Raw genomic sequence first — 22,741 nt, 5'->3', positions numbered from 1 at the left:
GCTTTTTTTTAACTAAAAATTGCATCTAACGACCAATATTTACTACGGATTAGTTTTTCTAATGTACTTCATAATAAACTATCGTGCGTTATCAACAAGATTCACTTGTTAGTTATTGATCAGAAGATTACTATTTGCGCTGATTTTACAGGCATAGATACTATTTAAACGAACAGGCTTCGTCTTCAATAGCAGAGATACTCTATTCTATATTTTTCTTCTTATTTAATATGTTGATTATCAATAATTAACTAACAATATTAATCTTTTTGAGGGTGATGGTTGTGATTAAGCAATCTTCGGCTAGTTATACAAGTAAATTATTAATACTAATAATTGTTTTAGTTGCTGTTGGGCAAATGACACAAACAATGTATGTGCCAGCTATTCCTGACATGGCGACATTTTTCTCGATCAAATCCGCTTACTTGCAAGCGGTAATGGCTGTATATCTTATCCCTTATGGGTTATCACAGTTTATTTATGGCCCATTATCTGATCGTATTGGACGCCGCCCGGTTATTATTTCTGGCATGGTGATCTTCCTTATTGGTAGCCTTGGCGCATTATTGGCACCAAATTTCCATTGGTTTCTTGTTGCTACGTTTATTCAAGGTTGCGGTACAGGTTGTAGTGGTGCGATGTGTCGTACTGTGCCTCGTGATAGTTATGACGGAGATGATTTACACCAAGCTAATAGTTTAATTAGTATGGGGGTTATTTTGTCACCGCTTATTGCTCCAGTATTGGGGGGGTATCTTTCTAAACATTTTGGTTGGGAATCGGTGTATGTATTTCTATTAGCCTTTGGTGCTGTCGTGACTGTTGCGATGATGAAGTATTTTAGCGAGACATTACCACCAGAAAAACGTCATGCTGAACGTGTACTTGTGAGCTACCGTTATGTATTAAGTAATCGTCGTTTTCAAGGGTATGTGATTTGCTTAATTGCTACTTTTGCTGGTATAGCTGTATTTGAAGCATCAGCAGGCGTGTTATTGGGTAGTGTATTAAAATTAGATCCTATTGTTGTAAGTTGGCTGTTTATATTACCTCTACCTGGATACTTAGGTGGCGCATGGCTATCGGGTCGATTGGTTAGACGCCTTGGTATTGATCGTGTATTAGTTATTGGCATGATCGCACTTGTGCTGGGTGCGGTGACGATTATTATTCCAGGTTTTGCTGGTTTAGTTACCATTAAGAGTCTAATTGGTGGTGCATTCTTGTATTTTGTTGGTACCGGTATGTTATGTCCTGTCGCGACGACAGCTGCAGTACAACCTTTTCCTAATCATGCTGGAACTGCGGGTGCAGTGCTGGGGGGATTGCAAAATGTGGGGGCGGGTGCCGCTACATTAACAGCTTCATTTTTAAATGCACAAAATCAATTTAGCTTAGGTGCTGTTATGACGGTGATGGCGATTATCGTTATCATGAGTTTATGGTGGATCCGTTACAGTAAACAAGACACAACAATTCTTGCTCGTTAATTATATTTGCTGATTATAAAGTTGATTAGCCAATAGCAACGGTTAGATAAATAAAAGGCGTGGAATACGACTTTTTTACTAGTTAATCTCTAGTTGAAAGCGTATTCCGCGCCTTTTTATAGATAGCGTATTGACTTAGTCACGCTTCCATAAAATATGACAGCCTTTGTTTTCAGGATCGCGGCTGATCAGCAAACGAGCAAAAACATCGTCAAGCTCGTCATTTTCTTCGTTAACTAGGCCGACACAAACTTCTGCGTAAAGGTCTTTATCGATTTCACATGCCAAGTGTTCTTCCCAATCATCACGAGTTTCAACAATCTCAGCTGCACCGCGATCATCAAATTGCATGGTGAAAAGCAATACGTCAGCTGGCTCTAAGTTATCCGCTGCCATCTCTAGAAAAATATCGTATGCAACGTCAATAACATCATCGTATGAAATAAGGTTGTCTGTTTCCATGATACTGATTGATCTCTATCTGTGTTTAGTGGTGTTATTATACCGAAACCCTTGGAATATGCGATATTTAGCGATAATCGTTAGTTATGCAGATGATTGTTATGCTTGAGGTCGATATAGTAGAGGGCGATTGTAATGTTTATTCGATAAGTTAATGACCAAAATTGATAATAAAACGGCATTAATATGGGTTAGTTGATGTAATGAGTATGTTCTGTGGCTAAGTTTTTACCTTGTTTAGATAGTCAAACCGTTTTTCAATTCGATTTTATGCCATTGCTTATGGCCGCTGTTACAGATTTACAAGCGCAAGTAACGGCATTACATAGTATTTATCTTAATGGCAGTATTGCTTATCGGCAGGCAACAAGTGGTGTTTCCGATTTGAATCTGACCGTAGTGATAACATCACAGTTAACCGTGGAAGAGCAACATCGCATAGCCATGCTGTCACAGTCGTTAAGACGTGATTATCCTGTAATTTCAGCGGTTGATATTACATGGGTACAGCTTGATGAAGTGCTGTCAATTGCTGCTATCTTTAAATGGGGCTTTTGGCTAAAGCATTGTAGTGTATGCTTATATGGTACTAATCTTAGTGAACAATTTGGTAAGTTTGAACCCTGCTGGGAAATTGCAAAAGCGTTTAACCATGATATTGCGGTAGCTTTAGTCGCAATAGAACAACAGATTAGACGCACTAAAAGCATAAGTGAATACCAATATTATTGTCGGTGCGCGGGTAAAAAAATGCTTCGAAGTTGTTTTATGCTGGTGGCTATTGATGTTGATGATTGGGCATATACAGATCAACAATGCGCGAATTTTTTTCTGGCACGTTATCCAAGTAAAATAACAGAGATTGAACGGTTATTTGTGTTAATTAATGGCCCACAAGTGCCAAAGAAAGCCTCTCTTTTTATGTTATCGCAATTTGGATCATGGATTGTTAATGAGTTTAATAATATCGAACGAAAAATTGGTTAACACTTGTTTTATCGTATTAAGGTTAGATTGAGGTTTCTTTGCAGTCACATTCAACCGGGTTTGTATTAACTCATCAAAGTCGAGATATAAAAGGGCAAACGGAAATTGTTCTGTGGGTAAAAACGGCTACGGGTCCTTATAGGTTATCTATTATTGGCGATAAGCCGGTGCTATTTATTTGTACTCACCAGCAACAGCAAGCCATGAAGATTATTCAAGCGGCTAATATTCAAGTGCAATGGAAGCCATTACCCTTAAAAACATTTCAGCATCAAAATATTGTTGGTTGTTATAGCGATACTATCAATGATAATTATGCGGTTAGTAAAACTTTACAAGCAGAGGGCATTCAGCCATTTGAAGCGGATATTCGATTAGCTGATCGCTTTTTAATGGAACGTTTTATTCGCGGTGGGTTAGTTTTTACTGGCGAAGTAAAGCAGCGTAATGGATACCATGATGTATTATTTACAAAAGCAAAAGCTGCTGATTATATTCCAAATTTGAGTTTAGTATCACTCGATATTGAGTGTTCGGAAAAAGGTGTTTTATACTCTATTGGTTTTCATAGCCAGATGGACAGCCGTGTCATTATGGTGGGAGATCAGCCTTCTGATTATCAGTCTAATTCCGAACTTAATATTGAATGGGTAGCTGACGAAAAAGCATTATTATTCGCCTTAGAAGCATGGTTTATTGAGAATGATCCAGACATCATTATTGGCTGGAACGTGATTGATTTCGACTTTCGATTACTGTTACATCGCGCAGAATGGAATAAAATTAGTCTTCGTATTGGTCGTGGTAAACAAACGCCTCATTATCGACGTTCAACTCAAAATGCCAATCAAGGCTTTATCAGTATTCCTGGCCGAGTGGTAATGGATGGTATCGATACGCTAAAGACCGCAACTTACAATTTTCGCTCGTGGTCATTAGAAGCGGTGGCGCAAGAGTTATTAGGTGAAGGTAAAGCGATTCATAATGTGCATGATCGTATGGCTGAAATTAACCATATGTTTAAGCATGATAAGTTATCACTGGCAACATATAACCTTCAAGATTGTAAGTTGGTAACACGCATCTTTAAACAGACACATTTGTTAGAGTTTGCAATTGAACGAAGTCGTCTTACGGGAGTTGAGCTTGATCGCATTGGTGGTTCAGTTGCTGCATTTACTAATCTTTATATGCCACAGTTACACCGCGCAGGATATATTGCACCAAATCTTGAGAGTGAAAACTGGATAGCAAGCCCTGGTGGTTATGTGATGGATTCTAAGCCAGGGCTCTATGATTCCGTATTAGTGCTAGATTTTAAATCACTGTATCCCTCTATTATTCGATCATTTAGGATCGATCCAATGGGACTTGTGGAAGGGCTATTATTGGAAGAAGGCAAGGCTGATCACCAAGCAATTGCTGGTTTTCGTGGCGGTAAATTTCATCGAACACGTCATTTTTTGCCTGAGATGATCGAATCGTTATGGGCTGCCCGTGATCGTGCTAAACAAGAGGGTGATAAAGCTTTTTCACAGGCGATTAAGATCATCATGAACTCATTTTATGGCGTGTTAGGATCATCGGGTTGCCGTTTTTTTGATCATCGTTTAGCATCATCTATTACTATGCGTGGTCATGAAATAATGAAGTTAACCCGCGAGTTAATTGAAGCGAAAGGTTATGAAGTGATTTATGGCGATACCGATTCGACATTTGTATCGCTGAAAAAGGGCCATTCTCAGCAAGATGCGAATGATATCGGTAATACATTGGTTGAACATATAAATCAGTGGTGGCAACAACACTTGCAGCAACAATACGGCTTAACGTCAGCATTAGAAATTGAATATGAAACGCACTATCATAAATTTTTAATGCCGACTATTCGTGGTCAAGAAACGGGTAGTAAAAAGCGTTATGCCGGACTTGTGTGGCGAGGTGATAGTGAGCAAATGGTATTTAAAGGGTTGGAAACAGTGCGTACTGACTGGACACCATTAGCGCAACATTTTCAGCAAACATTGTATTCCATGGTTTTCCATGATTTGGATGTTGATGATTATATACGTGATTATACCAATCGAACTTTAGCGGGGGAATTTGACGATCAGTTAGTTTACCGTAAGCGTTTACGTCGTAATTTAGACGATTATCAGAAAAACATTCCGCCTCAAGTTCGCGCGGCAAGATTGGCAGATGAAATGAATGCTAAGCTAGGTCGTCCGTTGCAATATCAACAAAAAGGGGCGATAGAATATGTGTTTACAACCTCTGGGGCTGAACCGATTGAATATCGTCAAAGCGCAATAGATTATAATCACTATTTAGAAAAGCAATTAAAACCCGTAGCTGATGGTATTCTTATTTTTATAGGAAAATCATTTGATAATATTACGGCACCACAACTGGGTTTATTTTAATAGAAAAATGAAAACGCGCTATATTGAGTGAGCGCGTTTCTATTTTAACTATTTCTATTTTGAACTAAGGATATAAAGAAGTTAGTCAAAGTAGGTGACATGTTTTACATTATCAGTACTTGCTAAAATAGGGTCAAAATTAATAACACCACGATTTTGAGTACAAATCTTATAAACATTATCACATTCAAAAATAGCTAAAATTTCGTCATTAGCACGGAAAACCTCGGGTGGTAATTTTCCAATTTCACCAATGCACTCAACACCTTCATGGGTCCAGACTAATTTTTGGATACGTTTGTCATTCGTTGGCTTTGGCGCTGATACATGCTCTGCAATTGACGAATAAACGGATTGTGCTTGATCAATATTTTTAGCCAATGGTACGAAAAAATCCATGGTTCCCTCCAGTTAATGTCTTTGTTTTGTCATGAATAAATAAAGACATTTAAGTGATAAATAATTATCTGCCGTGACAATGCTAATAACCTTAGCAGAATAAGTGATCAAAAATCAACACACAAAAATAACAATTAATATTAACAATAAAAACAATGTCACTGCTTTAATAACATTATTTAATGATATATACAGCTACGATTTAAATGTGAATTGATGAGAATGGTTTATGATCAAGAAAGGAGAATAGAACAGTTAAAGAGTGAAGTAACATGGAACAACTTGATTTTTTTGATGTGCCAAGCCCTTGTGTTGGCTGTTGTCAGGTCAATAATCGAGGTTATTGTAAAGGGTGTTATCGAAGTCGGGATGAGCGATTTTATTGGCAACAGATGACCGCAGATCAAAAGATCAACGTTATAAAATTATGTCGACAGCGCTATTTGCGCATTATGCGTCGTCAGCGAAATACTGATACTCAAGAGAGCAGTACTCCATCACCACAACAACAATTTATATTTGATGATATTCATAAATCGGACCCATAAAAAAAGCACTCCGAAGAGTGCTTTTTTGAAGAGTTTTATGAACACGCAATTAGATGCGTTTAAAGTCCATGTGCTCAACCTTTGGCTTGTACACGTGACGTTGGATGTCTTGAGGCTTAACCTTAACTTCCTGGCCATCGATTACAAGAACAAAACCTTCGTAGAACTCAGGCTTATCCATTTGGTTGATGATATCACTGTGCTTAAGAGTGATAGCTACTGGTGCAGCTTCGCCACCGTAAACGATTGCAGGGAAGTGCTCAGTAAGACGTAGGCGGCGGCTCGCACCTTTACCAAGGTCTGTACGTACAATTGCATTAAATTTCATAATCAATACTCTTTGATTTAATAATTTACTAAGTAATGCGACCTTACTTAGTATCGTAAAACGAGGGCGCATACTAACAACCAATATTGTTATATGCAAGAACATTGGCTGCGATTTTATCAGTTTTTATTGTTTTAGTCTGCGATAGATGGATATGTAATCAGCTGGTTTATATTCGTTCATTCAGATAGTTAATTAGTTTAAGAATCTGCTTAGTCTTAATCGGTAATACCAATGATAATGATAGTAATTATCATTTAGATATGTATAATCGTCGTCGAATTACATTGTTGGATTATTGTTAAGCAGGGAATTATGAACAAACAACTGACACTTATCGCTAGCTCACTCGTTATAGCATTTTCTTCGCCATCACTTTATGCGCAAGATAGCGTTTCTCAATTTGATGAAATTGTTGTTTCTGGTACTCGAACAGAAGAGTCGATAAAAAATATACCCGCCTCTGTTGCTAAAATTACTTCTGAACAAATGAATAAAAATTTAGCGACTGATGTAAAGCAAGCATTGAAATATGAACCCGGGGTTTCAGTCAATGGTCAGGGTAGATTTGGTATGGAAGATATTACTATTCGCGGTATGAAAGGCAGCCGCGTTAAAGTATTAGTTGATGGCGTTGAACAACCAGCATCTTATAACCCCGGCGCAAATGCAATGCGTAAAAATAGCAACAATTATGAAATTGATACGCTCAAAGCCATCGAAATCAATAAGGGGCCGACATCAACCCTTTATGGCAGTGATGCTTTGGGCGGCACTGTGATCATGCGTACTAAAAACCCGGAAGACTTATTAAAAGGCGAATCATCACACGTAGGGTTAAAGAGTGGTTACGCAAGTGCTGATGACCAATATAAGTTAGGTGTTGAAGCGGCCAAGAAAATTGGTGATTTAGAAACAATGTTCATCTATACCTATCGTGATGGTCACGAAACTGACGCCTATGATACCCATGACAATAGTAAAGGGATAAACCGTAAGTCAGCTGATCCATTGAATATAGAATCGCATAATGTGTTAGCGAAAGCGTTTTATCAGATTAACAACGCGAACCGTATTGGATTTACGGGTGAGTATTATACGCGTAGTGCTAATGGCGATATTTTGTCTCGTGATGGCTATACTGTCATGCCAGGTTTTACTTATACTAAAACACGTGCTGTTGATGAGGATAACCGTAAACGATTTGGTTTTGAGCATGAATGGTTAGCAAATAATGCTGTGTTTGATTCATTAAAATGGCAAGTGAATTGGCAGCAACAACATAGCCAACATGATAATTACGATCATACCGACATGTATGGCAATCGTAACCGTTATCGTGAAGGGGAAGATACGAGTAAACAATTTGATATTCAATTTGCTAAAGCCATTGAATTAGCACAATCCAGCCATAAATTAACTTATGGTGCGACGATTGTTAATGATGACTTTGATTTAAATTATATTGATTATAATTTAGACAATGGCACTTCTAAGCCTGGGCCGACGGAAGTACCAAAGGCTAAATCTGAAAAACGTGGTGTATTTATTCAAGATCAGATCTTCATGCTTAATGATAAAGCCGTAGTAACAGCCGGCGCTCGTTATGATGAATTTGAAGCTAAACCTGATTCAAGTTCTGGTTTGCAAGATCATAAAAGTGAAGCATTTACTGCTCGTTTAGGTGCGGTATACCATTGGAACGATAATTTCAGTACTTATGCTCAATACAGCCAAGGATTTAGAGCGCCAACACTGTATGAAATGTATTACGATAAAAACAATACTGCACATGGGTACATTATTAAATCAAATCCTGATCTTAAACCGGAAGAAAGTAATTCTTATGAGTTAGGATTACGTGCGGAAAACCGTATTGGTAACCTGACTGCTTCTGTTTACTACAATGACTATTCTAATTTTATTCAGGAAGTGACAACAAACTCTAATAATATTGACATTACGACCAATGAAAATATTGAAAAGGCACGTATCTACGGAGCAGAATTATCAGCTAATGTGTGGTTAGACGAAATCATTAATGCCCCAATGGGTACTTATGCTAAAGCCACTATTGCATACCAAGATGGTGAAGATAAAGAAACGGGTAAAACACTTGATACAATCACGCCGTTAACATCCGTTGTTGGTGTGGGGTATGATGCACCAAATGAAACGTGGGGTACTGCGGTAGATATTAAGATGGTTGCAGCAAAAGATAATTGGCAAGATAAAAATAATCTAAATGTTGCTGGTTATACTGTGGTTGATTTAACAACGTATTACCATCCGGTAAAAGATATGACTATTCGCGCGGGATTGTTTAATGCGTTAGATAAAGAGTATTGGGAATACCAAGATCTGGCTGGTGCAAGCAAAACGACCGATGGTATTGATCGCCGTAGTCAGCCTGGGCGTAACTTTGGCATCAATCTTAACTATGATTTCTAAGTTTTTATGGCTAAAAAATAGTTAAAATAAAGCCGTGTTATGATCTTTTTAAAATAAAGTTCATTAACACGGCTTTTTATTTTAACAATAAAAGCGTTATCGGTTTTTTAGAAAGGCGCCATCTTCCAAAACAATTAATGGTTCAATATCGCTGTCTTTTTTAATGACCAATGAATTGTCAGAGCGTAAACAAACACCACCGTAATTGCCATCAACAGTAAAAGTACAAACTTGAATATATTTGTTTGCTACTTTAGGTAAACACCATAATTGCTGATAAATATTTTTCTGCTCGTTAAATTTTCCATCAGTTTTATCTAATACAGATTCATTATGACTGACTAAATCGATGTTACTACCGCAACGCCCAGCAATCGGTTTAATTGCATAACCTGTTTGGCTGAGTTCATCTGTAATGTGAAAATCGGTATCCAATAAGTAATGATGATGAGGGAATAAAGACCACAATACCGGCAGAATAGCTTTATTACTTGGGATCACCGTCCATAATGGCTCAAATACTTTGATTTCAGGGCGCAATAACACGTCAATTAAACGTACTTTTGTATCTGGATAGCCAGTATGAATCGGTACTGCTGCATATTCGGTAGAGCTAACTTCACGCACTTGATCTATGGCTGTTTCCCATGCCCATGTTTTCCAGACACATTCAATTAAACGTTCATTATCATCAATTAATTGTCCGGCTGGGTTCCAGTGAATACCGTCTAATCCTTTAAGTATTTTGCTTTCAATTCCTGCTAAAGTAAGGGCTTTTTGCATGAATAAAGCGTGATAATCTTCTTCGTCATCATCGTCTTGCATGATATGAACGAAAGAATATTTTTGACTGTATTTCCATACACTGGCAAGCTCATTCAGTAAATCTTCTGCTGGGCTGTTTTCAGTGATATCACCTCCTTGCTCAGCCCATTTTTGAATGACCAAACAAGCTTCAGTATGACAAGAAGCTGAGTCAGCATTGTATTCATAAACTTTTAAGCCATTTTCATCCATACAGAAATCTAAACGACCAGTTAGCATACTATGGCGGTGTTTTTGCCATGATAGGCGTAGCCGAGGCCATAAAATTTCTGGAATATCAAACAGTGCTAATAAATTATCATCTTGCAGTACTTTGTCTGTTGCGTGTAAGTACATCAGATGCAATTCATTGGTTGCTTTAGCCAGCTCTTGTTCCGCACTTTCTGAAATAGTGAAATAGCGGTAGATATCATCATTGAGTAACTTGTTAGCATTAACGCGCGAGTACGTTTGTTCTAGCTCGTCATTGCTATCTAACCAGTCGTTTGCAAACTGACCGCTATTTAATCGCCAAGCTGCTTGAATATTAAGTAATTCAGGCTTGGGAGAGGGCTGTGGTAGGCTATAAGTTGTATCTGCATTATAAGCCATCCAACCTAAAATTTCGGTATCATCAAAGGTATCTTCAATGGTGTAACAACCATCTTCAATATGTAATGTAAGTTCACGGGTCCATTGTTGACCTAATGGTAATGGCGCAAAAGTCACATTTTGCTCGGCAATCATTACTTTATCATTTTCAATATGGGTAATAATAGCAACATGGCCTGTGTCTTGAAATTCCCCTCCTTTTTGCCAAATCAATAATGATCCAACAACAGGTTTTTGGCGTGAACCATTTTCAAAAGCATATAAAGGTAAAATTTTATCGTTAACCACTTGGCGTAAGAAACGTAACGAGAAAATTTCATATGCCATTCCGACATCGGTAAATACTAATCCATAGTTGATATACAAAAAACGACGTGCAAACTCAACACATTGCCATTTATATCCCATGTATTCTCCGTGGATATAACTCCTCATTGCAGAGTCATCAGCATATTCGTCTTCATTTATCGTGCTGTAATCAGAAGAATAAATGGCGATACCACCTGCGGCATAGCCAAGTAAAGTACCGAAAGGGGCATTGTTGGGATTATCTATATTCATGCTTTTGGCCTAGTTGTGGTTTAACCTTTTACGACCGATGATGTGGCTCAAATAATGAGCGTTATTAAATGCATACGCATCAGGGGGGTGTGTTGAAAATAAAGGCTTTTATCTAAGCTAAAACTTTTGTGAAGGGTTTTCAATACACAACATAAGCTTGTAAATATATTTCAATGATATGGACGTTTTGTGCAATGTGATGGTATGGAAAAGAGGATCTTGAATTATTAAAACTAGAAGCATAGTCGCAGTTTGATCGTTTATTTTTTCTTATGATTAGTGAAAATGATGCAGAGTGTTAAAAATAGTTATAGCGATGCCTGTTATCGTTTAACGTTATGGGTTTTGATATAGATTGAGAGGAGTTAAAAGATGACAGATAAAAAACAAAGAGACATTGAAAAATATTACTCAAATGCTGAGTTTGTAGCCAAATTACGTCGCTTAGCTGATGCCGTAGAAAGTGGCAGCCGGTTTGAAATTCAAATTGCAGGTGAACGTATTTATGTGCCTGTTCGTGCGGAATATAGCGTAGAGCATGAACGTGAAGGTAACGAAGAAGAAATCGAATTTCAAATTAAGTGGTGTAACAAAGATTAAAAAAGATCAATGGACAGCCATAGCCTTGCACATCAACCATGAGCTACTATAGTTAAGCTTCAAGTTGCTTATGGTGGAACCAATGACAATCTCTAGACGAAAATTGATAGAGCCTCAAATCACGCCTTTTTATCATGTGATTAATCGCTGTGTACGTCGTGCCTATTTGTGTGGGGATGACCCGTATAACGGTAAAAACTACCAGCACCGTCGTGGTTGGATCGTTAATAAAATCAAATAATTATCTTCTGTGTTTTGTATTGATGTTTGTGCTTATGCTGTAATGAGTAACCATTATCATTTAGTGCTTAAAATAGATACAGAGCAGCAGCAAAAGCTAACTTCAGAAGCGGTAATATCACGCTGGTTACAGCTATTTAATGGCCATCCAATCGCTGTCGATTTTTTAAAAGAGGGGCAAATCGATTCGGATAAACAACAATCGTTATCTGCCTTAGTGGCTGAATGGCAACAACGACTAGGGAGTATTAGCTGGTTTATGCGTTGTTTGAATGAAGAAATTGCGCGAAAAGCCAATAAAGAAGATCAATGTAAAGGGGCTTTTTGGGAAGGACGATTTAAGTCCCAAGCACTACTGGATGAACAAGCGTTATTATCTTGCATGATGTACGTTGATTTGAATCCAATCAGGGCTGGAATTACATCATCACTAGAGCAGTCAGATTTCACTTCTATTCAACAGCGCATTCGTGAATACCATCATGCTAAAGCTTCCAGTTCAAAGAAAACGCCATCAAGTACTAGCCATTTTCAATTATTACCTTTTGTTGGTAGCGAACATCAGGCAAAAAAAGCGGGGATAAACTTTGCTTTTGCTGATTACCTTGAACTTATTGATTGGACTGGTCGGTGTATTCGAAATGATAAAAAAGGCTTTATTACACCTAATCAACCTAAGATTTTACAGCAAATGGGAATAACACTTGATGCTTGGCTTGAACACAGTGAACAATTTATGGAGCATTATGCCAATGTAAGTGGGAAATGGTCCCGAATGTGTGCATTCAAACAACATGTTGGTGGGCATTGGTGTAAAGGAAAGTCTGCGAGTCATCAACTACATCCGCGTTAAATATGCTTATTTATAATCAAATGAAAATACCACAATAACTATTAATATTGTGGGTGTTGTTGATCCTGAAATACATAAATTTCATCAAAAATGTAAAAATAAGCGGTAATTTTTATAGATAAATAGTTTATTACGGAGGGGTGATTTATTTTTTAGGCTTTTATTTAATAACTAAACATTTGGCTGTCCAGAAATAGAGAGTTTGTTAAATAATATGCATGTAATGATGTAAATTTATATCATGTATATATAAAGATTTTGTAAGTATTATTTTATATACGAAAAAATAATACGAAAAAAAATAAAAATCAATGGGGCAGTTATTTTTTAAAATGATATATATATCAATTATTAATGCTTATGTACTGCAAATAAAGATTTTTAAATTAGCGGCAAATAATAGCCTTTACATGTAAAAGATAACGTTCTTATTGATGTTTTAAGTTTATATCAAGTATTGAGTTATCTTGTTAACTACTATTAATTTGTTTAGTATACGAAACAAATTAATAGTAGTTAAAGGTTATGCATGCAATGGAAAAATATAATGGAAATGCTGAAATCTTCCTTTGGTAACGTTATTGAATGGTATGATTTCTGTCTTTTTGGTTATTTTGCTTCAACAATAGGCGATACATTCTTTAGTAATCAAAGTAAGTTTACAGCATTGTTATTTACATTTGCTACTTTTGCTGTTGGATTTTTAGCTCGTCCTATTGGTGGTTTTATTTTTGGTTGGATTGGCGATAAAGTCGGCCGTTATTACAGTATGAATTTAGCTATATTGATAATGGGGGCTGCAACTTCTGTTGTAGCGTTATTACCAAGCTATCAATCAATAGGTATTGTTGCTCCAATTCTACTTGTTATAATTCGAATTTTACAAGGTCTATCGGCTGGTGGACAATTTGCAAACTTACTTGTGGTGACAAGTGAAGATGATAGTTTGAAAAATAAAGGGTTTTATACAGGAATTGCATTAGCGGTTTCTGTCTTAGGCTTTTTATTAGCATCTGTAGTGAGTTATATTGTGATTAATATTTTACCAAACTCATGGAGTCAATATTCTTGGCGAATTGCATTTGCTATTGGCGGTATTCTGCTTGCGATTTATTATTTTTATGTCCGGTCTGACATTAAGGTATTATCAAAAAAAGAAAAAGTAGTAATAGAGTCTGAGAGTCATGATAATACATACCTTCATTTATGGCGTTTACATAAACTAAATTTTGTTATATCTACGGTATTATCCGCTGTTGTATGTGTTATATTTTATCTTGATTTTATTTATTTTGTTACATTCTTTACTCAGTATAGTAATCTTTCATTAGAACAATCGCTTATTATTAACTCAGTTATGTTAACCGTCGCATGTATACTATATCCTTTATTTGGATTTCTTTCTGATAAAATAGGAAGGGCACAATTAACATCTATAGGAATAGTATTACATATCGTTTTATTACCTTTTATTTTTAAGTTAATATTTTCAAACGATCTCTATAATATAAATGCAGCAATGTTAATGTTGACTGTTTGTCTTTGTGTAATACAAGCCGCTGCAACACCTATTTTTTCAGAGATATTCCCTGCAAAAGTTCGCAGCAGTGGCTGCTGTGCAAGTTATGGTTTGGGGGCTGCAGTAAGTGGTGTTGCGCCTATGTTAGCAATACAAATCACTCACTACCATATTCATAATCTTATTTACATATTTGCTATTGTTTTAATTATTGGTTTAATTTGTATTTTTCCTCTCATTTTTAATGTTATATTAAATCATAAGTCTAAGGTATATAATTTTAAGAACGTGTGATTTATTCTTCTTTAATGTGGTTTATATTATAAATACTGACACTAGCCGTATAATACTCAAGTATTATACGGCTTTGACTGATTATTTCTATTAACTATTAATAAAGCTATTAAATTTACCGATTGTCTTATTTAAACATCATTGAATAAGATATATTTTTGGGTAGCGATCATTTATTTTGATACTGATCCAAATCGAACAACTTATCGCGAATTGCCCAGAAGCGGCCACTTTTACGGGCAATAATGATTTCTGGTGGGCGTAATCGATGTTCGTTATTTGCCACTTTTGTCGGGGCGGTATCAGTAAAGGGGCGATGTCTATCCACTAAGTGCGGATTAATAAACTTGGTGAGAAAGTCACTCTTTTGAGTATTGGTTGATAACTGCCAAATCTCATTAATTTCGTTGTCTTCATCACCAATATAAACCACTTTAAGTTGTGGCTTACCAAACTTATTCTTACCCGGTTCTAAACGCATATCGGTGCATTTCATTATCATTGCATCTTTGAGCTTTAATGCTTCGCGTAGCTTTTTATCAGGGTCAACCATCACCGCATCACATTGATGACAGCGGCGAGCGGCAATGTCGTTATCTGCGCCACATTCTTCGCAATATTTTGCGCGGAAACGGTAGCCACATTCTTCACGCTCACCCGTATCGTCATCTTCAAAATAGCCTTGGCAGCGTCGACCATAATGCTCAACGAGAAAGCCAGCAGGATCAAGCTTGCCCCAAAAGCTATTGTTAAAACCACATGCAGGGCAGGGAACCATCACTACTTCACTGTCGCCATTCGGTTTAGGATCGCCCACTTCAGGTTGGTAGAGATCGTAACAGTTACCCGCATATTCAAGAATAAGACAGTCTTTTTTACCTTCAAATAACCGTAAACCACGGCCGACGATTTGTTGATAAAGGCTAATAGATTCTGTTGGGCGTAATACGGCAATAAGATCAACATGCGGTGCATCAAAACCTGTAGTTAATACAGATACGTTAACAAGGTATTTGATTTTTTGTGCTTTAAAATCATTAATGATTCGATCACGTTCATCAAGGGGGGTGTCGCCGATAACAAGCGCGGCATTTTCATGTGCGAGATAACCCATGATTTCTTGAGCATGATTAACTGTTGAAGCAAAGATCATGATACCGCGGCGATCTTTGGCATAGTCAATCACCTGTTCAATGATCATTGGTGTAGCGCGGCCTGATTGTTCAATTACACTATCGAGATCTGATTCTTTATAGTGTCCAGTGTTTGATGGTGTTAATGAGGAAAAGTCATAACCTAATACTGCCATATCCATTACTTTAGGTTCAGTTAAAAAACCTTCATCAAGTAAGTAACGAATGGGTAATTCAAAAATACAATCGCGAAAGAAACGCTCGGTTTCAGTTTTGACTTGGCCACGAGTGTGATATTTGTAAATCCAGCCAATACCTAAACGATAAGGGGTCGCGGTTAATCCTAGTACCTTGATATTGGGATTAACAGTTTGTACATGTTTGATAACTTTTCGATAGGCACTATTTTCATCATCAGGTACGCGATGACATTCATCAATAACCAGCAATGAAAATTGTTCATGAAATTTATCAAGACTGTTTGCCATTGATTGAACTGAAGCAAACACCACTTGTTGATCGGTTTCTTTACGTCCTAATCCCGCAGAGAAAATAGCTGCTTTCAGGCCATAACTTTCATATTTAGCGTGGTTTTGTTCTACCAACTCTTTTACATGAGTTAATACCAGAACACGGCCTCTAGCAATGCGGGCTAATTCTGCGACAACGAGACTTTTCCCTGCCCCTGTGGGTAGAGCAAGGACGGCTGGAGTACTGTGTTTGCGAAAGTAATGAATGGTAGCGTTAACGCTATCTTGCTGGTAAGGACGTAAAGTATACATGTGGTAAATCTATAACAAGTGAACTGCTATTAGTGTACATTTAACCAGTGTTTTGGCAAGAGCTAACCGTAACGAAAGAGCGCGCAGTAATTTACTGAATTAATATGGGGTTGAGATGTGTGCGAAAAAGAAAACTTGTCAACAGAAGATGCGATTTTTTAAGGTAATAGCTATGGTCGTTATTGAGTTTATATATTGCATAAATAGGGCAATCTAGTAACGATAATAATGTTACATTGTAACTTAGCTATAATCTTTACTTATAATTAAAAATCACAATCAATGCTTTATATTTTCAGAATTATTATCGTTTTATCGGCATTTTTATCATGGTATGCCGCAGCGTCTACGACGCGAACGACCGCACATGTAACGGTGCATCACTCCCGTATTCACCGTTATTATTTACATAAAAGTAAGCAACAAGGGCACACATTACACTATAAACACCATGTACGTAAGACTCATCATCTTACAAAAGCACAAGAACGACGACATATACGATTAGTGAGACATAAAATTTTCCATGCATACTATGGATGGAAAGGGACGCCTTATCATTATGGTGGCTCAAGTCATAGAGGTATTGATTGCTCAGCCTTTGTGATGAAGATGTATCGGCAAGTATTTCATCGTCATTTACCTCGAACAACGTTAGGACAGGTAAAATTAGGCCGACGTATACGTAAAGATCAAGCCAAACTAGGGGATTTAGTCTTCTTTAAAACCGGGCGAAATGAGCGTCATGTGGGGATTTATCTTTCTAATGGTGACTTCATGAACTCAGCAAGTTCGCGAGGGGTGTCGATTTCAAATTTACATCATACTTTTTGGAAACGGCATTTTTGGCAGATTAGACGATTAGTCACTATCTAAGATTGACTAAAAACGGAAGCTCTTGAGCTTCCGTTTTTTTGTTGAAATCTATAACGGGTTGTTATGGTTTTGTCCAAATTCGCGTATTGAGGTCGAGTTCATCAACAATATTGATAACAAATTTTAGATCATAATAAATAGATGCGATAAACGTTAAAGAATCAGCTTGTTGAAATAATTTGGGTTCAAAATAATTTTTAGAGCTTGATATTGCAATATACAGATGATCATTAACAAATGAAAAGGCTATTGTGTGATCTGAGCGGTTACTGAAATTGATTAACCGTTGCACCATTGCTGGCGACAGTAAATAACGTGCTTCTACTTGATCATTACTGTAGACATTGAATAGTTGCGTAAAATCTGGATCTTCAAGAATCACTTGTTGTTGGTTATTGCTGAAAATATCTGAGAGTTTCTGTCCTATTGCCGAAAAAATACTGTGGTTCTTTGGCATGATGGTAGTTTGCCCCGAGAAATGTTTATTTGCATCAGCAACGAAAAATAGCCCCTTAAAAATAGTATGCCATTGATCTTGATTTTTACCGCTGTTATCTCGGCTTTGTGTTTTATATTCAGTATGTAACTCAGAAAAGCGTAGCGATGTTTTATCTATTTGGCCTTCAATAAAATCTTCACCGCGATAACGGTCATAGTGGCGACCAAAAAGGGCACTATTTTTATAGTCTTGCTTATCAATGCATTGTGTTGGTTTGTAACTAAAACTGCTATCAATAGAGCTGATTAATTTAGTGACTATTTTATGCTTGTAATCTTTTTTATACTGATCCCAACGTTTGTTGTATAAACGGTGCATAACGATAGCAATAATAATCGAAAAAATAATTCCGAAAGCTTGAAAATCGTACATAAAGCTTAATGGAATGATAATAATGGCAAAACCAACACCCAGTAATAATGATTGCCAATATTGTTTGATAACTTTTTTACGATCCTGATCTAGTGCTTCTAATTGAGGTTTAAGATGGGTTTCGTAAAGTACAGTAAGTTTACTATCCATAAATATTGATATCCTACTGCTTAAATAAACGTGCCGCATCAATGTTAGTGCGTTCTATATCTGTAATTTCAAATAACGGTAGCGTTGTTAGCATCATTTGGTTAGCAATAAAGCTGGATGGAAACATTTCAATGGCGTTGTTATAGCGTGTTACTGCAGCATTAAAACTACGACGAGCTGCTGAGATTTGCTCTTCCGTTTCATTAATCGAACGCATTAACAGGATCGTATTTTCATTTGCTTTTAAATCAGGATAGGCTTCAATCGCAATTTTAAAGTGAGAAACGGCTTCTGATAGCTGTTTATCTAATTGTGGTTTATTTGCTGTGTCTACATGCTGTGATTGCTGTCGTAATGCGGTTAATTCTGTGAGTACCGACTGCTCATGTTTCATGTAAGCTTTAGTGGTTTCAATTAAGTTTGGGAGTAAATCAAACCGCTTTTTCAACATGACATCAATGCTTGCCTCTGCATTTGCCACTTGATTCTTTTTACCAATAAGGCTGTTGCGCATTGCAATATATAACCCAGCAACCAGTGCTATAAAGACGACTATACTTATTAACATTGTTATTTTCCTTTATATAAACGAGTAGCGAGGAACAAGGGAGTGACTACCTGTTTTTAGGTTTCCTTTAGTTATAACGAAAAAAGCCTTGTCAAAACAAGGCTTAAATGCAGATTAATCGTCATTATTAGGTTAATTTATGAGGCAAGAGTGGCTGGTACTGGTGATTCTGTTAAGTTTTTTGTCATCATGCAAAATTGACGACGAGGTGTAAAGCCATGCTTTTCATAGAAATTACGAGCTCCCGCATTACCGATATTAACCTCAAGTGATAACGCTTTAACGCCATCTTCTACAACTAATGCTTCAAGTTGAGGTAATAACTCGGTACCAATACCATGTTGACGCCAATCTGCTTTTAAGTAGAACTGATCGATTAAACCAATTTTGCCACCATGCTCAAGACTAAAGCTATAGCTGACAATAATATGTCCAGCAATATGTTTAATACCGTGCTGTTCTACTTCAATGAACCATGCCTGTCCTAATTCTGGATTACTGAGCAGTTGCTTTACTGCGATCATGGTCTGCTCTGTATTTTGAGGTAAGGCCTCATAATCAAATAATTCATCGATTAACTGAAGAAATTTATCTAATGAAGAAAGTATTGGTGTGCGGAGAGAAATGTTCATACTGAGTCCCTAAGTTAAAGCCTTATCTTGAAAGCTTTATTGATTACAACGTGTGAGTAAGTTGTTGTATTTGCATAGAGTGAATGTTTTTTTATTTGTAATCTAGCAGATATATGACAATTGAGTCATAGAAATGTTCATATTTTTAATGAAATAACGGTAGCGTTAACTCTTTTATTTTTAGAAGGGTGTTGTTTCAATGTGTTTAGAGCATGAATGTGGTCGAAATTGAAGTTTTTAATGCATATCTGTGATTTGCTTCTTATAATACCAAATCTTTTATAAGTAGCGGAGCCAGTCAATGAGGCTTGATAAATTCTTAGGTACCACTTTAGGTATCACCCGTAGAGAAGCCGGTAAACTTCTTCGTGATAAAATGATTGAAGTTGATGGTGAGATCGTCCGCAGTGCTTCTTTCTCTGTTGGCGACAATAACAATGTAGAATTTAATGGTCGTCCACTTCGCCTACAAGGGCCTCGTTACTTCATGTTGAATAAGCCACAAGGTTTTGTGTGTTCACATGTTGATGATTTCAATCCGACTGTTTTTGTATTGTTTGATGAAGTTAGCCCTGAAAAGATGCACGTGGCTGGACGTTTAGACAGTGATACAACTGGTTTAACATTATTAACAGACGATGGCCAATGGTCACACCGTATTACTTCACCGCGCCATGTGTGTGAGAAAGTTTATTTTGTAGAAACAGCTGATCCTATTGTTGCTGAAAATATTGCGCAATTTGAAGCTGGTGTGCAATTAAATGGTGAGAAAGAGCTAACTCGACCTGCTAAATTAGAAATTGTAGGTGAACGTGAGGGTGTTTTAACCATCACTGAAGGTAAGTATCATCAGGTGAAGCGTATGTTTGCTGCGGTAGGAAATCGCGTTGTTGGCTTGCATCGTGAGCGAGTAGGTGCAGTTGAATTAGATGAGGATCTTGCACCGGGTGAATACCGTCCATTAACGGATGAAGAGATTGCGTCGTTTCTAGCTAAATAATATTACTCATTGTTTTAAATACTAAAAAAGCATAAATATTCTTGTTTATGCTTTTTTTATAAGTTGCATATTAAATAAAATCAATGTTACTCAGGGTAAGATCAGTTAGAAATTTTTTATTTCCTATTAGGAAAGAATGATTGTCGTTTTTTAGCGTACAATAGGGGTATTGTCCTCTCAATAGCAATTATATACAGCTTATCGTTGTTATTTTTATAAAAGAATCCTTATGACTCAACAAGCCTCATCTAAATTGAGTTTACAGCTCATTCTCATTCTCGGTGCAATTGCCGCTTTAACTCCTTTTGCTATTGATATGTATTTACCGGCAATGCCAGATATTGCTAAAGACTTTTTAGTCTCTCCTGGTGCCGTTCAAGTCACACTCACAGCTTACACCGCAGGTTTTGCTTTTGGTCAGCTAATTCATGGCCCATTAGCTGATAGTTACGGTCGTCGTCCGATGCTCATTATGGGGACGGTAAGCTTTTTAGTGTTAACTATTTTAGGTGCATTAAGTACAAATATAACTGAGTTAACCATTGTGCGTGTGGCGCAAGGTTTTGCTGGTGCAGCAGCGGCAGTTATTATTGGTGCTCTTGTTCGCGATATGTTTGAACGTGAAGAATTCTCTCGTACCATGTCATTTGTGACATTAGTCATGACCATTGCACCGTTAATCGCGCCTGTATTGGGCGGTCATCTTTCTGTATGGTTTGGTTGGCGTGCTGTATTTTGGGCATTAGCTATTTTTGCTGTCATTGTTTTAGTGTCTATTTTATTTAAGATTAAAGAAACACTGCCTAAAGAAAAACGGATGCCGTTTCATGTATCGTCAATTATTAAGAACTACAAACGTTTACTATCAAACCCTGCTGCGTTTGGACTTATATGCTGCAGCGGTTTTTCTTTTGCTGGTATGTTCACATTCTTAACCGCGGGTTCTTTTGTATACATTGATATCTACGGTATCAGTGTTGAGAATTTCGGTTATTACTTTTGTTTGAATATTCTATGCATGATCCTATTTACTAGTATCAATGGTCGTTTTGTAAAGCGAAAAGGAACCCACTGGATGCTGCGCTTTGGTTTGATAATTCAATTAACCGCAGGTGTGTTGTTATTTATTGGTCAATGGTTAGATCTAGGATTATGGGGTGTGGTTATTCCTGTTGCATTATTTATCGGTACATTGTCAACTATTGGTAGTAACACCATGGCATGTTTATTATCGAGTTATCCGCAAATGGCAGGTACCGCTTCTTCTTTAGGTGGAACGTTCCGGTTTGGTATTGGTTCTATTGTCGGTGGTCTGGTTGCATTAATGCCGGATAGTAATGCGTGGCCAATGGCATTGACCATGGCATCATGTGCTATATTGTCGGCTGGTTTTTATTGGTTCCTTGCACGCACAGCTTAGAGGCTGTGTGGTGATTTGATATTTTTGGATTGTTTAAAATAAATCATGACCATTTTTTTTAATGAAATTTACAATGTAGTGAGCAGTGGCTTAGTGGCTTTACAAGAGGCACAAGCAACAGGTAAAGCACAGAAGAACCCAGTCAGTGAAAGTATCTTTTTGAGCGCTTGGGTAACAAAAGTACTTAAACAACATAGTTTTGATCGTTGTGTAGTGAAAACATTGCAGGAATGGCAGCAACAATCACGCACCATGGGTAAAAATGCGCAACTAAAACTGCATTTTGAACGCTTAGCTGAAACTTACGCTAAAGTCACGAATGAGCAAGGACAATCAACGGCTATTTCGTCTGCAGTAATGACAACCTTTTATAGTGCGTTAGAGCAGCAAAATTGGGTTGTGACAAATGAGTATGAAGTTAATCGTAAAGTGAGTCATCATACTGATGGTAAAGCATCGTTAGTGGTTTGTTCAGCGCAATATGCAGGGTCAATGAATGATGACAGTGAGCTAATTAAGCCATTATCATTGTACGTACGTGGTAATGTGCAGCAGTTTATAGATACGGCTTACCAACATGGAATTTTGTTATTCAAAATTACTGACTATAAGTCTAAAGTTAAATTTCATGGGGAATACATTATTTACCCATTAAATGCAGGTTTACACTTACCAGAACTACCGACTCGAATACTATAACGTAAATTGACAACTAAGCCGCATTATTGCGGCTTA

Annotated in this window: 21 protein-coding genes; 13 read left to right on the top strand and 8 right to left on the bottom strand. The window is 37.2% G+C overall.

Annotated elements, in window-relative coordinates; all coding sequences use genetic code 11:
* The first annotated feature begins 278 nt into the window (after positions 1-278).
* Positions 279-1,493, top strand: coding sequence for a multidrug efflux MFS transporter EmrD (gene emrD / locus VXS03_RS07580; protein ID WP_327762991.1), 1,215 nt, complete (start codon positions 279-281; stop codon positions 1,491-1,493).
* 135 nt (positions 1,494-1,628) lie between these two features.
* Here the strand turns inward: emrD and VXS03_RS07575 are convergent, their stop codons facing one another.
* The gene (locus tag VXS03_RS07575; protein ID WP_327762990.1) at positions 1,629-1,955 is read right to left on the bottom strand and encodes an HI1450 family dsDNA-mimic protein; all 327 of its coding nucleotides are present in this window, start codon (positions 1,953-1,955) and stop codon (positions 1,629-1,631) included.
* Positions 1,956-2,171: 216 nt separating this feature from the next.
* Here VXS03_RS07575 and VXS03_RS07570 point away from each other — a divergent pair, with 216 nt between their 5' ends.
* On the top strand, positions 2,172-2,942 hold the full coding sequence (locus VXS03_RS07570; protein ID WP_327762989.1) for a nucleotidyltransferase domain-containing protein: 771 nt from the start codon (positions 2,172-2,174) through the stop codon (positions 2,940-2,942).
* A 38-nt stretch (positions 2,943-2,980) separates the two neighbouring features.
* Positions 2,981-5,365 (top strand): DNA polymerase II, encoded by a 2,385-nt coding sequence (locus tag VXS03_RS07565; protein ID WP_327762988.1) that lies wholly within the window; start codon positions 2,981-2,983, stop codon positions 5,363-5,365.
* Positions 5,366-5,446: 81 nt separating this feature from the next.
* On the opposite strand, the gene VXS03_RS07560 is transcribed toward VXS03_RS07565, so the two are convergent.
* Complete coding sequence (locus VXS03_RS07560) at positions 5,447-5,764, bottom strand: hypothetical protein (RefSeq protein ID WP_327762987.1); 318 nt, start codon at positions 5,762-5,764, stop codon at positions 5,447-5,449.
* Positions 5,765-6,036: 272 nt separating this feature from the next.
* Here VXS03_RS07560 and VXS03_RS07555 point away from each other — a divergent pair, with 272 nt between their 5' ends.
* A complete protein-coding gene (locus VXS03_RS07555; protein ID WP_327762986.1) occupies positions 6,037-6,312 on the top strand; it encodes a DUF1289 domain-containing protein in 276 nt (91 codons plus the stop codon).
* Between the two features lie 49 nt (positions 6,313-6,361).
* On the opposite strand, the gene rplY is transcribed toward VXS03_RS07555, so the two are convergent.
* Positions 6,362-6,640, bottom strand: coding sequence for a 50S ribosomal protein L25 (gene rplY, locus VXS03_RS07550; RefSeq protein WP_036794333.1), 279 nt, complete (start codon positions 6,638-6,640; stop codon positions 6,362-6,364).
* A gap of 315 nt (positions 6,641-6,955) precedes the next feature.
* Between rplY and VXS03_RS07545 the strand changes: the two genes are divergently transcribed.
* Positions 6,956-9,091, top strand: a complete 2,136-nt coding sequence (locus VXS03_RS07545; RefSeq protein ID WP_327762984.1) for a TonB-dependent hemoglobin/transferrin/lactoferrin family receptor — start codon at positions 6,956-6,958, stop codon at positions 9,089-9,091.
* A gap of 96 nt (positions 9,092-9,187) precedes the next feature.
* On the opposite strand, the gene gss is transcribed toward VXS03_RS07545, so the two are convergent.
* Positions 9,188-11,068, bottom strand: a complete 1,881-nt coding sequence (gene gss, locus VXS03_RS07540) for a bifunctional glutathionylspermidine amidase/synthase (RefSeq protein ID WP_327762983.1) — start codon at positions 11,066-11,068, stop codon at positions 9,188-9,190.
* A gap of 372 nt (positions 11,069-11,440) precedes the next feature.
* On the opposite strand from gss, the gene VXS03_RS07535 reads away from it, so the two are divergent.
* From VXS03_RS07535 to VXS03_RS07520, 4 genes are all read left to right on the top strand, one after another.
* Positions 11,441-11,668: an amphi-Trp domain-containing protein gene (locus tag VXS03_RS07535; RefSeq protein WP_327762982.1), complete on the top strand. Its 228-nt coding sequence runs from the start codon at positions 11,441-11,443 to the stop codon at positions 11,666-11,668.
* An 82-nt stretch (positions 11,669-11,750) separates the two neighbouring features.
* On the top strand, positions 11,751-11,909 hold the full coding sequence (locus VXS03_RS07530) for a hypothetical protein (RefSeq protein ID WP_327762980.1): 159 nt from the start codon (positions 11,751-11,753) through the stop codon (positions 11,907-11,909).
* Positions 11,910-11,951: 42 nt separating this feature from the next.
* Positions 11,952-12,761 carry a Mobile element protein gene (locus VXS03_RS07525; protein WP_327762978.1) on the top strand — a complete coding sequence of 270 codons (810 nt, stop codon included), beginning with the start codon at positions 11,952-11,954 and terminating at the stop codon, positions 12,759-12,761.
* A gap of 529 nt (positions 12,762-13,290) precedes the next feature.
* Positions 13,291-14,574 (top strand): MFS transporter, encoded by a 1,284-nt coding sequence (locus tag VXS03_RS07520; protein ID WP_327762977.1) that lies wholly within the window; start codon positions 13,291-13,293, stop codon positions 14,572-14,574.
* Positions 14,575-14,743: 169 nt separating this feature from the next.
* Here VXS03_RS07520 and VXS03_RS07515 read toward each other — a convergent pair whose 3' ends face one another.
* Positions 14,744-16,489: a DEAD/DEAH box helicase gene (locus VXS03_RS07515; protein WP_327762976.1), complete on the bottom strand. Its 1,746-nt coding sequence runs from the start codon at positions 16,487-16,489 to the stop codon at positions 14,744-14,746.
* A gap of 282 nt (positions 16,490-16,771) precedes the next feature.
* Between VXS03_RS07515 and VXS03_RS07510 the strand changes: the two genes are divergently transcribed.
* A complete protein-coding gene (locus VXS03_RS07510) occupies positions 16,772-17,365 on the top strand; it encodes an NlpC/P60 family protein (RefSeq protein ID WP_327762975.1) in 594 nt (197 codons plus the stop codon).
* Between the two features lie 61 nt (positions 17,366-17,426).
* Here VXS03_RS07510 and VXS03_RS07505 read toward each other — a convergent pair whose 3' ends face one another.
* The 3 genes from VXS03_RS07505 to VXS03_RS07495 form a co-directional block, all read right to left on the bottom strand.
* Positions 17,427-18,386: a DUF3137 domain-containing protein gene (locus VXS03_RS07505; protein ID WP_327762974.1), complete on the bottom strand. Its 960-nt coding sequence runs from the start codon at positions 18,384-18,386 to the stop codon at positions 17,427-17,429.
* Between the two features lie 13 nt (positions 18,387-18,399).
* Positions 18,400-18,954: a LemA family protein gene (locus VXS03_RS07500; RefSeq protein ID WP_327762972.1), complete on the bottom strand. Its 555-nt coding sequence runs from the start codon at positions 18,952-18,954 to the stop codon at positions 18,400-18,402.
* A gap of 137 nt (positions 18,955-19,091) precedes the next feature.
* The gene (locus VXS03_RS07495) at positions 19,092-19,586 is read right to left on the bottom strand and encodes a GNAT family N-acetyltransferase (protein ID WP_327762971.1); all 495 of its coding nucleotides are present in this window, start codon (positions 19,584-19,586) and stop codon (positions 19,092-19,094) included.
* A 301-nt stretch (positions 19,587-19,887) separates the two neighbouring features.
* Here VXS03_RS07495 and rsuA point away from each other — a divergent pair, with 301 nt between their 5' ends.
* From rsuA to VXS03_RS07480, 3 genes are all read left to right on the top strand, one after another.
* The gene (gene rsuA, locus VXS03_RS07490) at positions 19,888-20,586 is read left to right on the top strand and encodes a 16S rRNA pseudouridine(516) synthase RsuA (protein WP_327762970.1); all 699 of its coding nucleotides are present in this window, start codon (positions 19,888-19,890) and stop codon (positions 20,584-20,586) included.
* A gap of 229 nt (positions 20,587-20,815) precedes the next feature.
* The gene (locus VXS03_RS07485; RefSeq protein WP_327762969.1) at positions 20,816-22,006 is read left to right on the top strand and encodes a Bcr/CflA family multidrug efflux MFS transporter; all 1,191 of its coding nucleotides are present in this window, start codon (positions 20,816-20,818) and stop codon (positions 22,004-22,006) included.
* Between the two features lie 45 nt (positions 22,007-22,051).
* Positions 22,052-22,705 carry a DUF2913 family protein gene (locus VXS03_RS07480; RefSeq protein ID WP_327762968.1) on the top strand — a complete coding sequence of 218 codons (654 nt, stop codon included), beginning with the start codon at positions 22,052-22,054 and terminating at the stop codon, positions 22,703-22,705.
* Positions 22,706-22,741: the final 36 nt, after the last annotated feature.

The organism is Photobacterium sp. S4TG1 (genome assembly GCF_036040035.1).
Classification (GTDB): domain Bacteria; phylum Pseudomonadota; class Gammaproteobacteria; order Enterobacterales; family Vibrionaceae; genus Photobacterium.
This window is presented reverse-complemented; position numbering and strand designations above follow the sequence as displayed.